The sequence below is a fragment of the Paenibacillus woosongensis genome, assembly GCF_009725165.1.
In the GTDB taxonomy this organism is placed as follows: Bacteria; Bacillota; Bacilli; order Paenibacillales; family Paenibacillaceae; genus Fontibacillus; species Fontibacillus woosongensis.
In genome coordinates, this window is record NZ_WNZW01000007.1 from 80,589 (window position 1) to 94,203 (window position 13,615).

A 13,615-nucleotide genomic window follows, 5' to 3' on the forward strand; every position below is an offset into this window, starting at 1 on the left:
CAGCAACATCCCCTATAATAAGTAAGAACTAAACTGCCAGTCGCTACAAGAGGAGGCTTCGACCTATGAGTCACTTGAAAGGCATAAAAATTCTGCTCGTCGATGACGAGCCCCACATCGTTCAATTTCTGGAGCTCGGACTCATCAACGAAGGTTATGAGGTGCAAAGCGCACACGACGGACTAAGCGCGGTGAATCTGGCCGCGGAATTCCAGCCGCATATCGTTGTTCTGGACGTGATGATGCCGGGCATGGACGGTTGGGAGGTCTGCCGAATGCTGAAAAAAAGCGGCTTGCACGCCTCCATTATTATGCTGACGGCAAAAGATGAAGTTGAAGACCGGGTCAAGGGACTGACGATCGGGGCCGACGATTACGTTATCAAGCCGTTCAGCTTCGAGGAGCTGCTGGCCCGCATCGCCGCCCGTCTGCGCAACCAATTCCCTGCGCTGATCGGCGAAGTGGCGATCGGCCCGTTCCGCGTCAATGACAAGAAGAAAGAAATCCTTTACCATGATCAGGTACTCGAGCTCTCTCCCACGGAGTACGAGCTGCTTAAATATCTCGTTATCAACCACGGCATCGTGCTGAGCAAGACGACCATTCTGGACAAAGTATGGGGCTATGACTTCGGCGGCGAAGAAAATATCGTCGAGGTGTACATCCGGTCGCTGCGCGATAAATTGCATGATAAAGAGCATCGCCTCATCCGGACGCTGCGCGGAGCCGGGTACAGGCTCGATATATGAGCAGGCTGAAGCTCATTCAGAGCCGAATCCGAAGCGCGGCAGCCCCCCGCTCTCTCCGGATCCAGCTGCTGTCCCGTTCTTTGCTCGTGCTTGCGGCGCTGCTTGTGCTGATCGGCGCGCTGCAGTACGTTATTATGAAGGATTTCCTGTACCGGAACCAGGCGGAAACGTTGCTCCAAATGCGGGGACTGCCGAAGGAGCTGTTCGGCATCCCCGGCGCCGGGCCCGAACGCTTGAACATTCGCGTGCAGGGGTTAAGCGGGGTAGCAGCCCCGGCAGTTCCTGCCGACCCTGCGGCCTCGACTGCGGAGAAGAACAGCTCGGACAATTCCGACGATAGGCCGCTGCTGTTCCTGCCCGACATGTCGATCGCCTATATTTCAGAGAGCGGCATGTTCACAGACCTGACTGGTGCTGCGGGTATGGTCTCGCCGCGGTTGTCTGCCGAGAAATACGCCGCTCTCCTGGGGCAATTGGAGCATAAGGTGCACAGCGGCTATGAGGTTGTTCAGGATGAGACCGGACGGGAGCAGCTCGTCGTCTTCCGTCCTGCAGGCGGACCCGGCGCCCAATACGGTCTGATCCAGATCGGCAAGGACACCGCGCCGCTGCAGGGTATCGTCCTGCGCCAGCTGCTGACGTTCGCCGGCCTGTCGGCGGTTGCCCTGGCCTGCGGCCTGATGCTCTACCTGCCATTGCTGCGCCGGACGCTGCATCCGCTGAACCGCATGGTTCGCACCGTCGAGGACATCAATGCCGGCAACCTGGGCATCCGCTTTCCCTCCAGGCAGGGACAGGCGGAGATCGACGCCCTCGCCCAGTCGTTTAACGGAATGCTGGAGCGGCTGGAGATCTCCTTCGAAGGCGAACGGGAAGCGAAGGAGCAAATGCGCCGCTTCATCGCGGATGCTTCGCATGAGCTGCGGACGCCGCTCACCTCCATCCACGGCTTTCTGGAAGTGCTTCTGCGCGGCGCAGCGGCGAATCCGGAGCAATTGCAGGCCTCCTTGAAGAGCATGCTTGGCGAATCGACGCGCATGAAGAAGCTTGTCGAGGATCTGCTGCTGCTCGCCAAGCTGGACCGCCAGCCCGAACTGGAGCTGCGGGAGACGCGGCTGGATTCTCTCGTTTCAGAGATGGAGCCCCATTTGCGAATGCTGGCCAAGGAGCGGACGGCCCGTTTCGTCCTGACTGGAGGAGTTACGGGGATGTATGACGGCAATGCAATCAAACAGGTCATCCTCAACCTGTTCAGCAATGCCGTACAGCATACCGATCCCGGGCAGGGTCTGATTACCGTCACGCTGACCGCTACGCCAAAGGAAGCCGTGCTGTCCATTCGCGACAACGGCTGCGGCATTCCGCCCGAACACCTTCCGCACGTATTCGACCGCTTCTATCGCAGCGATGCTTCGCGGACGCGAAGCCAAGGAGGTGCCGGCCTTGGCCTCTCTATCAGCCAGTCGATTGTAGAAGCGCATGGCGGCGAAATTCGCGTTATGAGCCAGCCAGCAAAAGGCACCGCATTCGAGTTAAGATTGCCGTTGAATGCGAGGCGGGAGCTGCTTAATTAAGCCGGATCCGGCACAAGGCCCGGACAGCACTCATAGAGTGTCTGTCCGGGCCTTGCTGATGGGTTTATTTTTCTAGCTATCCGCTTCAATCACATACTGTTTGAATTTATTGTAATCGCTCAGCCTGCATTCCATCGTCAGCTGTGTGCCTTCAGCCTCATAACTGGTGGATTCAATATTGGCATTCTCATTGAAATAGGATACAAGCGCTCCCTGATCATATGGGATCAGCATCTCACAGCGGATATAATCCTTGAAAATCGCCGTCCGGATAGACTGCACCAATTCCTCGATGCCGACTCGCGGCTTCGCAGCCATGTAAATCCGGTCTTCTTCTACTTTTGGTACGGGATGATCGGTCAAATCGCTCTTGTTATACGCATAGATCACCGGAAGATCGGTAATGCCGATGTCCTTCAAGGTTTCGTTAGTAATCTTAATCAGCCGCTCATACTCCGGGTTGCTGAAATCGACAACGTGAATTAGCAGATCCGCCTCCGCGACTTCCTCCAGCGTGGAGCGGAACGCCTTGACCAGATGATGCGGGAGCTTGCTAACGAAACCGACCGTATCTGTAAGCAAAAAGGCCTTGTTGTCCGGCAGCGGTATGTTCCTCACCGAGGTCTCCAGTGTAGCGAACAACATATCCTTCTCAAATACCTGTTTCTCCTGCGCTGGGTTGTACCGTTCCATCAGCGCATTCATAATCGTCGATTTGCCGGCATTGGTATACCCTACCAAAGACACGACGGGCAGTTCCTTCTTCTTGCGCTGCTTGCGCTGGGTCTGGCGGTGGGCTACGAGTTCCTCCAGCTCTTTGCTCAGCACCGTGATCTTCTCCTCGATCCGCCGGCGATCCAGCTCAAGCCGCGTCTCCCCTGCCCCGCGGTTCTTCGTGCCTACACCGCCGCTCTGGCGGCCAAGGGACTCCCTCATCCCGACGAGGCGCGGCAGCATGTATTTCATGTGAGCGATCTCGACCTGGAGCTGAGCTTCTCTCGTCTTGGCCCGCTGGGCAAAAATATCAAGAATAAGCACCGTCCGGTCGATGACCTTGCACTCGAGATCCGCCTCCAAATTGCGGATTTGCGAAGGTGACAGCTCATCGTTGAAGATGACGAGATTGGCCTCCTCCCCCTCAATAAGCCCGCGGACTTCGCTAATTTTGCCTGTTCCAATGTAATGGGATTTATTGATCTTGGGCAAATTTTGCGTTAGCGTGCCGGCAACTTCAATGTGGCAGGCCTCCGTCAAATTCGCCAGCTCTTCCATGGAATATTCGAAGTCCTCCTGATGATCCAGGTTTACTCCTACTAGAATCGCCTTCTGCTGCAATTGTTCCATATATGCATGACCTCCTCCGGCATTCGATGCCGAGTTACTGAATTATGATATGACAAAAAAGACACAGGCATCCCCCTGTGTCATGCAAACAAGATTGCCGCGGCATCCCGCCTACGGCAAATAGCGCTCACCGTCAGCGGACAGCAAGCAGCGATCGGCATATTCTATTATAAAGATCCCCTTTATGATAGCACACCTATCCCGTTTGCTCTGCACAGGGCAGAGCCTTTGAGCACTATTCAATTAGCCGCGCAAAGTGGTAAAACGGAATTTAATGTAAATCACAGGGAACCCTCCGTTCTTATTAAGAAGTAATTTCATATTAACATAGTTTGCAAAAGGGCACAATGAAGAGAAAATTACGGAGCAGCGTCTAAGCCGGACCATTTTGGAATAGTAAAACAATATAGCGAAACCATTTGTATTTTAGTTGCGTTTATATTGTGAAGGAGGCTTGCCATATGTCTGATTTCGGTTTTTCACCTATGGGATTTTTTAATACGATGTCCACTCTTTTCCCTATTATTTTCATCATTATATTTGGAATAATCATCGCTGTATTCATCTCAAACGGAGTCAAATACGCCCAAAACAAGCGCTCGCCTCAGGAATCGGTTTTTGCCACCGTCGTATCAAAGCGTACGTACGTAGAGCATCATTCCAGCCACCATGCGAACGATCACATGCACTCCTCTACATCACGGACCCACTATTACATCACCCTGCAATTCGACAATGGAGGCCGTAAAGAGTATCTTGACGTCAAGAACCTGTACGGGCTCGTTGCCGAAGGCGATACCGGATATGCTCTTGTGCAGGGCGAATGGATTGTCGCCTTCGAGCGAAGTATGGAGAGAAGCCGGGAGAGAGCTTATTAGGATTATAATAACCGGATTGCGGGGCTAGCTGCCCCGCCTCCAATGATTTCGGGATCAAAGAGAGCTCAACCGGGCTGTGATAACTAAGGCAGGCTTACGAAAATCAATTGACCGGCAGCCCCTGAGCCTGGGCATAATTGCCCCAATGCGGCTTGCGGCCGTCGATATCGCGATAGCCGTACTCGTCGGACAGGCTCCAGCTTGACCATACCCGTCCCGCTTTGGCAGCAACCTGAGGATCGGCAGCGAGCGCGGCGATTCCTTGCGCCAGGAAATATGGCGTTTCTGATTCGGCATAATGCGGCTCTTGGGCGATGGCGTCCTGCCAATTTTCCTCTTCTACGCCGAAATGCTCCAGCATTTGCTCCGACCGCAGAAATCCCGGCGTTACCGCTAATGCAGTCACATGATAGGGGCGCAGCTCTTCGTTCATGGCGGCTGCCAAGTGGATCGGGGATATTTTGGCCAGGCTGTAATACAGATTGCCGCGATAGTTGTAGCTTACCCCATCCGTAATCTCAATGATGAGCCCCGACTGCCGTGCAACCATTAACGGCGCTCCATAGTAGCTCGTAATCATATGACCTTTGACCGCCCGTTCCTGAATAAGCAGCCCCTTCGCTAAGGAGGATTCCCAGAAGGGAACGCCCCACTCGGTTAAATGCTCGCCGCCCCATAAATCATTCACAAGAATGTCCAACCGTCCCTCCTGCTCTGTGCGAACCAGCTCAAACAAAGCTTTCACTTCTTCTTCCACCGTATGATCCGTCCGGACGGGGATTCCTTTGCCTCCGCAAGCCGTAACCAGTTCGGCCGTATCCTCGATCGTCTCGGAGCGCTGCAGATCGGATAGATTCCCGCGAACGCTTCGCCCTGTGCAGTATACGGTAGCCCCTGCTGCTCCCAGCGTCACCGCTATTGCTCGTCCTGCCCCTCTTGTCGCACCAGCCACGACGGCCACCTTGCCTTGCAAAGAATTTCGGTTTACGCTCGTCATTAAGCTGTCCAGCCTATCCCTCTCCAGTTTCGTATTCATGTTCAATCATTCCCTCCCGGTGATTTGTACGGTTTTCTTCTATAGGTTACCCCAGTATATATGACATCTTTTGTCTTATATCACGAACGAAGCAAATCCAAGCAAAAAAAGACCCTCTGACAGCATGATTTCCATGCCCGCGGGTCTCTCTTGGGTCGTGCTAATAATCTATTTATCAGGCTTATAAGCAACGGTTATTGTACGGTTTCCAGCGGCTTCAGATGAGCTTCGATCTGCTCGCGCTTCGCCTCCAGAAATGGCGGAAGAGCAAGGGATTCGCCTAAATGCTCGATATCCTCATCTGTGTCAAAGCCCGGGCCATCCGTAGCGATCTCGAACAATATGCCGTTCGGTTCTCTAAAATACAGCGACCGGAAGTAGAAGCGGTCCACATAACCGGAGCTAGCGATTCTCGCTGCTTTCAGCTGGGTGACCCAGGAGCGCAGCTCCTCCTCATTCTCTACGCGGAAGGCCACGTGATGCACACCGCCGCGGCCAAGGCGTTCCTTTGGCAGGTCATTCCGCTCTTCAATATGCACTTCAGCTCCCGTCCCGCCTTCTCCAGTCTCAAATACTTGAATATCCGGCTGCCCAGGAACGCTGGACGGGTATTGCCCTTTCTTCCGGAAGCCCATAAGTGCGGTCAACACGGAAATCGTTAGCTCGGCATTCACGACCGTTAATTGCACTGGACCCAGGCCCGTAATCCCGTACTCTGCGGGAACGACGCTTTTTTCCCAAGGTATGCCGCCCTGAACGCCCTCATTGTGCTCATCGGAAACGAGGATCAATCTTTGGCCTTCAAAATCGGTGAAAGCCAGCGTCGCTCTTCCTCCCCGCTCGGTAATGTCCCCGTGCTCCACGCCATGCTCGTCCAGCCTTTTGCTCCAATAAGCCAATGCGGCATCGTTCGGCACTCGCAAGGAGATGGCCGAGATGCTGTCGTTCCCGTCCCGATTGCGGCCTGCCGCTGGAATTTCGAAGAACGTCAGCTCTGTTCCGGGGTTACCTCTTCCATCACCATAGAACAGATGATATACAGAGACATCGTCCTGGTTCACCGTCTTCTTGACTAAACGCAATCCCAGCACCTTCGTGTAAAATTCAAAGTTGTGCTGAGCATTCGCGGTAATGGCTGATACGTGGTGAATTCCTTTAAAATGCATCATTGATCCCTCCATGTTTGTAGATTGTGCTTTTGAGCATGCTGGTATGAACTATTCTTGTTCCAGCGAAGCGTGCTGAACCTTCCGCAGCAAAGCAATAAGCTGCTTCTTCTCCTCCAGGTCAAGGCCATCGAAATGCGATGCCTGAAAATGCTCCTGTGCCGGAACAGCCTCGTTATACAGCTTGCGGCCTTGTTCGGTCAAAAACAAAGATTTCGTCTTCCAGGATTGCTTCCTTTCAATCCATCCCAGCTGTTCCATCTTCGAGAGCAGCTGCGTTATATTCCCTTTGGTAACGAGCAGCCTGTCTGCCAGCTCCTGCTGGGTAAGGCCTTCATGTGAACCGATTTGCACCAGACAATCAAACTGCGCCGCTGTTAAATCCCAAGCCTTCAAATGCTGGTTCGACGCCCGCAGACTTTGATTATAAATTCGGGATAGCCGATACCATATAAGCAGCCCCAGACGTTCTTCCTGCCGATCCATGTCCATTCGCCATCACCTCTTTTCAAAATAACTGTTGTTGTATAGATGAAATAAAATTAAGGTATTGATTGGTGTGTCGGCTACGTTGTTGTTCTCTGTTTGTATTATCAGTTTATATCTAAACTGACGAGTTGTCAAACCCCTTTCCCTATACAAAAATCGGAATGTATTTTATACAGCTAGTTATGCTCTTTTATAAAAAAACCATGCGCTAAATGTAAAACATGCAGTTAGTTTACCTGAATGGAGCTAATTCACCGAAATAGCTCAAATCTAAATGTAGATTTTACAGTTAGTTCCCACTAATAAGGCCAAAACCGATGAACTAACTGCAGGAAATACATCTAGTTACTTCTCCTGACCATCTGGGAACAGTCATCTCTTATTCCCTTGATCATGATCATGTTAAAAAGTGAACGGAATCTGAATAAACTAACACCTCAAAACAGCTTAAGCTTCATAAGCTTATGGCCGCCTTTGCGACGGGATTTCCGTCTTTTTTATGAACCTATAACATCCAAAAAATCGGGGTCCGCATGCCCTCAGGAACATTCTATGTATTCTCCCTACACCCATTTTAATAGTTCCGCTTATCTAAATGGATTTATAGTAGTTAGTTTTAGCGGCAAAGAAGAAATAGCAGATTTAAATGGATTTCATGTCTTTAGAAGAAGAAAAATGTCCATTATAGGCTGGATTCTTGATTTTAGGTGCATAAAATCCATCTATTTCCCTGAAACATGCGTTTAGAGAAAAATTAGATACATGAATTCCATTTAGTCTGCGGCATGATGTGTGTATGAGCTCAGTGTGCGGAAGCTAGAAAATCGATTCCACCGAATCGGAAAGCCATCTGAGAGAAAAGGGCCCCCCTCAGCCGTCGATGATGACTTTTGGGACAGCCCCTCCAAACAAATCGTGCGCTATTCAATTCAAGCTTCTCTCCAGCCTCTAGTTATAGACATTAAATTCGTGGATCGACCACCAGTTGGAGGCTGTTTCAGTCTGCACAACCTTGATGTAGCGGGCCGTCTGCTGCCCAAAGCTGGCGGTCATAACCGCACCTGTACCGCTGCCGCTTGCTACGGCCCCGCCCCAGTTCGTGCCGTCATTCGAGACGTAGATCTCGTAGCCGCGGGCATAATCATCGCTGCTGCCCGTCGAGTCCATAATGATTTTCTTAAACGTCTTCGAAGCTTTCATGTCAACGATAAGATATTGTCCCGGAGCCATGGCTGTCCCTGCGCTCCAGCGCGTGGACGGGTTGCCATCAAGCATATTCGCGGACACATCCCCGCTGGAAGGTACCGAGCTGGCCGTCCAGCCCGTGCGGCTGAGCGCCGTTTCGGTCCCGCCGCCGCTGCCTGTACCGGCAAACTCATTTACCGTCTGTCTCATTGCCTCAGCCGGAGTATTGGCATATACTCTTCCGCCGATATCGTTAATGACATGCGTAATTTCACTTCCCGGTACGCCGTTCAGCCAAATCGTCGTCGCATGGTGGAGTTTTACGCCCGGTACATTCGGAACTTCGATCGCGCTTTTTGCCTTAACGGCTGCATCCCTGAAGAAAGAATATACCCCAAGCCCCCAGGCCTCATGATTCGTCACCGAATCCGCCACTTTGTAGGAGGCATACCCGTTAACCGTACCATTATGGCTCATCCACGAGGATTGGTTCGGCACATCGTAAGGGATTTCCGATTGGTAAAAATAAGTGCGGCCGTTGTTGCCGTTCCAGAGCGTCTGATACTGATGATAATGCTCTACGAACAGCCCGTATATCGTGACATCATTTCCATTGACGACCAGCCCGTTCTTTGTAACGTTCGTATTCCAGCCTATGCCGTCGCCATGGTCTCCGCGCCAGATCCAGAAATGATCGCCAATGACGTGGTTGCTGTTAATCTCCAGGCTGATGTCGGCCTTCCCAACGCCAGCCCCTCCCACTCTAAAGAACAGATCATGGAGCGAGGTCGGGTTAACCGCATGACTCTGCGAGCTGCCGCTCGGGCCAACCTGCAGCAAGGTAGGTGAATTGACAGGGCCGGCATCGAATAACAGACCCGCTATTTTCACCCCGTCAACGTCGGCGACTTTCATCGCGGTAACGCCATTGTCCGGAATGAGCGTAGGCAGGCCGATTCCGAGAACGACCGTATTCGGATTGTTAATTTGAATCGTTTGATTCAAATGATACACGCCCGGAGTGAACAACAAATGCTTGCCTTGGCTCAGCGCCGCATTGATGCTTGCGGCCGTTGCGGTGCCTGGCTTGGCGATATAGAACTGGTCAATCGCAATCGATGTGCCCGGCGTGGACCCGTTAGCCCAGGTAGCTCCCTTCGTGTTCGTCTGCAGCGATGGAACGAAAACTTGGTATTGCCCTGCGTTGTTGATGTACAGATAGGGCTTCTCCCGTATGATTGGCGTTGTGTTGACGACTGTATAGGGCGGATCAGGGAAATTGCCTGACGGCGGATTGCTGTCGCCTACAAACACCATATTCCAAACGCCGTTTGTCCATTCAGAGTATCGGCTGTTTCTAGAGAACCACTGCTGCTGGGATGCGGGTACGATTTTACCGTCGATGATCGAATCAGCCAAATAGCCTCCGCTCGCCCAGCCTGCATTCCAGTAAGGATCAAAGTCGAACAAGTCCATCGAACCGGCGATATGCACCCGTCTCATCGGCGCTGCCTGCGAAACGGCCCACTGTGTCTTGCCATTGGACGGCGTTATTTTAATATTCTCAATGGAGCGCCAGAAGTTCTGGGTCGCATTGGCATTAAACCACTGTGCATCCACATTGAACCCGCCGGTAATATTCACATCATCCGGGTTCTGCCCGAGTCCCGCTACATGGGTATAGAAGCCCTCCCGAATGTTCACATTGTATGACCCGGGTTTGAACAGGAGCGCATACCGCTCCGTGCCGAACTGATTCTGTTCCTGAATATTGTAAATCGAATTTGCCACGTTCTGAATATCCGCAGCTGCCATGGAAGGATCAAATACATATACATTCGGGCCAAAAATGGTCGAATTCGCCTGACTGATCGGCGTAGCCGCCTGAGAAACCCCCGGATTGACGGAAGATAGACCTAGAACAAGCGTTAAAGCCGCAATGACCGACATCATTTTCTTAGTCATAGTAAAGACGCCTCCTCATACTTCATTTTATCTTTACGTACTCCTGTTTCGTTGTTTCAGCCCTCTTCCAGAAGCCCAATCACCTCCCTTGGTTTCCTTAAACTCACTTCCCTTCAGTAAGCGCTTCCAATCTAGCCGGCATCACCTCCCTTCCAGCCCGATATGAGCGGATAACCTGCCGGATTGTTTCATGGATACGCGCAATAGCTCAGCCCCCAAGCAGCAGCCGTTCACAAATGAAATACGAGCAACGCATATACCGCGCCGAGTCACGGGCACGCTTTATGTGTGTGGGCGCGGTGCTCCTGTCTGTATTCTGTCGGTGTGGCGTTATATTTTCTGCGGAAGACCTGTGTAAAATGCTTGACGTCCTGGTAACCGATCCGCTCGGAAATATCGGCCAGCTTCAGCTGCGGGTTGAGCAGCAGCTGCTTCGCCTGCTCCATGCGCAGATGGATGACGTATTCCTTGAAGCCGTAACCCGTCTTCTGCTTAAATACCTGGCTGAAATAGACAGGGTTTAAATAGACAATCGAGGCTACCTTCTCCAGCGACAGGTCGGTATTGTAATAGGCTCGAATGTATTGGATCGCCACCTCGATAATCTCGTTGCCTCCAGTCGCGTAATATTCGAATTCATGGCTCGCTGAATCGAGATGCATTCTCTGCACCTCGCCGGGTACCTTGTTGAAATCATGCAGCATCCCGCTGTGCATAATTTGAAAGGGCACCCGTAAATATCGCTTTAAATAGCTGCGCAGCTCCTCGAGCAGACTCTCCAGTGATTTGTCTTCATCAACCGTGATTAAGCCGAGCAGGCTCTTGGCATCGTAGGTCGTCACGAAGCCCCGTCCATACTGCATCGTTAATTCGGACAGTACATTATCAATAATAAAATGCTCCAAATGAACGGCCCGGTCACTTTCCATCTTGACCATGATCAATTGAAACCGCGGGTGATTAGCGATTACAGCAGTCATATCCATCCCTCCAATGTCAAGACCGGAAGCCCAGCGCTGAAACATGGCTTCTCTCAAAAATTTCAAATTCGCCCGCAGCAGCTTCGATTCCCGCGCTTTTTCCGCTTCTTGATCGATAAGCTCCTTCAGCTTATCAATCATATCCCGCAGCAGGTCTTTGCCGATCGGCTTCAGCAGGTAATCGACCGCCCCGAGCTTGATTGCTTCTTTGGCGTAATTGAATTCCGAATATGCGGAAATAATGACCCATTTTATATGCGGATAGCCGTGCCTCGATAGCTGCATCAATTCCAGCCCCGTCATGCCCGGCATCAAAATATCGGTCAGCACCGCATCGATCGGATGGCTGCGCAGCAGCTGCACCGCCTCCTCCGGATTGGCAGCCAGATAAACATCATAATGCGGATAAGCTCTCTGAATGGTGCGCATGATCCCTTCCCGGATCACCGATTCGTCATCCACAATTAGAATTTTCATCCCTACGTCCTCCTCGTAGCGCTATCGGTATCGGTACGACGATCGTAACCGTCGTACCCTCGCCCTGCCGGCTCTCGACGCTTAGTCCATAGTTCTCGCCGAACATCATGCCGATTCTGGCATGCACATTATGCAGCCCGATTCCCCGCCGCGGCCGGCTTACCGGTTCAAGGGCCAGGCTTGGCCGTTTACGCAAATTCGCTTGAATCTGGCCGAGCGTCGCTTCATCCATGCCCAGGCCGTCATCAATGATTTTGATATGCAGCTGATGGTAGTGCCGCTCCGCATGAACCTGGAGCTTGCACGGACTGCCAAGTGGTTCCAGACCGTATTTCACCGCATTCTCGATAATTGGCTGAATGGTCATTTTCGGCAGCACAACGTCAAGCCAGTTCTCATCCACATCGATTTCCGTCTGCACACGGTCATTGAGACGGCTCCCGATAATCGTCAAATAGTGGCGAATTTGCTCCAGCTCCTGCCGCAGCGTTGTCTGGGAAGCCTCCTCCCAATTGCTGCTGTAGCGGAACATCTGCGACAGGGACAAAATGACGCGGCTCAGCCTTTCATTGCCCTTCTCATCAAGCATCCAGTAAATCATATCCAGCGTGTTGTATAGAAAATGCGGATTCACCTGCGACTGCAGCGCCTGAAGCTGGGCGTTCTTCTCGCTGACCGAGGACAGCTTGATCCGCTTGATCAGCTCATCCATTCGCTGTACCATCCGGTTGAAGGAGGAGACCAGGCTGTTGATTTCCTCGAACGAATTGACGTTCACGGAGCCGCTGAAATTGCCCAGCTCTACTTTTTTCATTTCCCGTATAAGCAGCTTGAGCGGAGATGCAATCGTCCTGGACACAATGGAGGCCAGCATTGTAGAGACGATAATAAGAGCCAATACGACGACGAACAAGTACAGGCGGGTCTGGTTGATTTCCGAGTTGAAGTCGCTTTTGGGTGTAATCCCGTAAATCGTCCAATCGGCTAGCGCCGTACTGGCGGCTACGATCAGCTGGTCAGAGGTGTCATCCACAATAATGGCCTGATCCTGAGACGGTTTGGGCAGCTGAGAGAATCCCGGCGCGTCTGCCCCTTGTTGTCCTTTGCTGGCAATAAGCTGATCGTCCATCCCCGTAATGAACACCCGGGTACCGGGACTGATGCTCACGTTAGACAGCGCTTCGGTAATCGGGGCAGGATCGGTCTCGATCACAATCACGCCGATGGATTTGTAATCCATCAAGTCATAGAGCTGCCGCCCGAATACGAAGACCGTATCCTGCTGCATCGTATTTATGGGAGAGCCGGAGTACAGCCCGAGCCAGACCATGTTGCCCTTGGACGCTTGTAATTTGCTGTACCAATCGGTCTGCGCATAATTGATATCGATGACGCCCGCAAACTGCTTTTCGTAGCTGTATACTTTGCCGCCGTTCGTAATGATGTGGATGCCTACAATTTCCTTGCGGGAATAGAAGGCCGCCCCGATAATATTCGTAATGGAGCGCTCGTTGATGACCGATACCGCCGGATTGCTGGACGTCTCCTGCAGCAGGCGCGTGAGTTCGTAGTTGCCGTTCAGCGATTTCGTGACGCTGTTATAGCCCTCAAGCATCAGATCGAACAACCCGGCAGTTTGCGAAATATTCTTCTCCGCAATGTCGCTGATTTTCGAATGGATAATCGCGAGTGCGCGCGTATAGTACAGGAAGCTGACCAAAATAAGAATCACGGTCATACATGTAAGGAAAAGCAGAAAAAGACGGCTATGG

General features: G+C 52.1%; 10 protein-coding genes. 3 read left to right on the top strand and 7 right to left on the bottom strand.

Annotated elements, in window-relative coordinates; all coding sequences use genetic code 11:
* Positions 1–65: 65 nt before the first annotated feature.
* Positions 66–749: a response regulator transcription factor gene (locus tag GNP95_RS16910; RefSeq protein WP_155612044.1), complete on the top strand. Its 684-nt coding sequence runs from the start codon at positions 66–68 to the stop codon at positions 747–749.
* A complete protein-coding gene (locus GNP95_RS16915; RefSeq protein ID WP_155612045.1) occupies positions 746–2,323 on the top strand; it encodes a HAMP domain-containing sensor histidine kinase in 1,578 nt (525 codons plus the stop codon). The genes GNP95_RS16910 and GNP95_RS16915 overlap by 4 nt, the downstream gene beginning before the upstream one ends.
* A gap of 72 nt (positions 2,324–2,395) precedes the next feature.
* On the opposite strand, the gene hflX is transcribed toward GNP95_RS16915, so the two are convergent.
* Positions 2,396–3,667: a GTPase HflX gene (gene hflX / locus GNP95_RS16920; protein WP_155612046.1), complete on the bottom strand. Its 1,272-nt coding sequence runs from the start codon at positions 3,665–3,667 to the stop codon at positions 2,396–2,398.
* A 461-nt stretch (positions 3,668–4,128) separates the two neighbouring features.
* On the opposite strand from hflX, the gene GNP95_RS16925 reads away from it, so the two are divergent.
* Positions 4,129–4,545 carry a DUF2500 domain-containing protein gene (locus tag GNP95_RS16925; RefSeq protein WP_155612047.1) on the top strand — a complete coding sequence of 139 codons (417 nt, stop codon included), beginning with the start codon at positions 4,129–4,131 and terminating at the stop codon, positions 4,543–4,545.
* Positions 4,546–4,648: 103 nt separating this feature from the next.
* Here the strand turns inward: GNP95_RS16925 and GNP95_RS16930 are convergent, their stop codons facing one another.
* From GNP95_RS16930 to GNP95_RS16955, 6 genes are all read right to left on the bottom strand, one after another.
* Complete coding sequence (locus tag GNP95_RS16930; protein WP_155612146.1) at positions 4,649–5,542, bottom strand: SDR family oxidoreductase; 894 nt, start codon at positions 5,540–5,542, stop codon at positions 4,649–4,651.
* 233 nt (positions 5,543–5,775) lie between these two features.
* Positions 5,776–6,747 carry a ring-cleaving dioxygenase gene (locus GNP95_RS16935; protein ID WP_155612048.1) on the bottom strand — a complete coding sequence of 324 codons (972 nt, stop codon included), beginning with the start codon at positions 6,745–6,747 and terminating at the stop codon, positions 5,776–5,778.
* A gap of 51 nt (positions 6,748–6,798) precedes the next feature.
* On the bottom strand, positions 6,799–7,233 hold the full coding sequence (locus tag GNP95_RS16940; RefSeq protein ID WP_196427227.1) for a MarR family winged helix-turn-helix transcriptional regulator: 435 nt from the start codon (positions 7,231–7,233) through the stop codon (positions 6,799–6,801).
* A 951-nt stretch (positions 7,234–8,184) separates the two neighbouring features.
* A complete protein-coding gene (locus GNP95_RS16945) occupies positions 8,185–10,386 on the bottom strand; it encodes a discoidin domain-containing protein (protein WP_155612050.1) in 2,202 nt (733 codons plus the stop codon).
* 269 nt (positions 10,387–10,655) lie between these two features.
* Positions 10,656–11,843: a response regulator gene (locus GNP95_RS16950; protein WP_155612051.1), complete on the bottom strand. Its 1,188-nt coding sequence runs from the start codon at positions 11,841–11,843 to the stop codon at positions 10,656–10,658.
* On the bottom strand, positions 11,821–13,581 hold the full coding sequence (locus GNP95_RS16955; RefSeq protein ID WP_230873876.1) for a sensor histidine kinase: 1,761 nt from the start codon (positions 13,579–13,581) through the stop codon (positions 11,821–11,823). Before GNP95_RS16955 ends, GNP95_RS16950 begins: the two co-directional genes overlap by 23 nt.
* Positions 13,582–13,615: the final 34 nt, after the last annotated feature.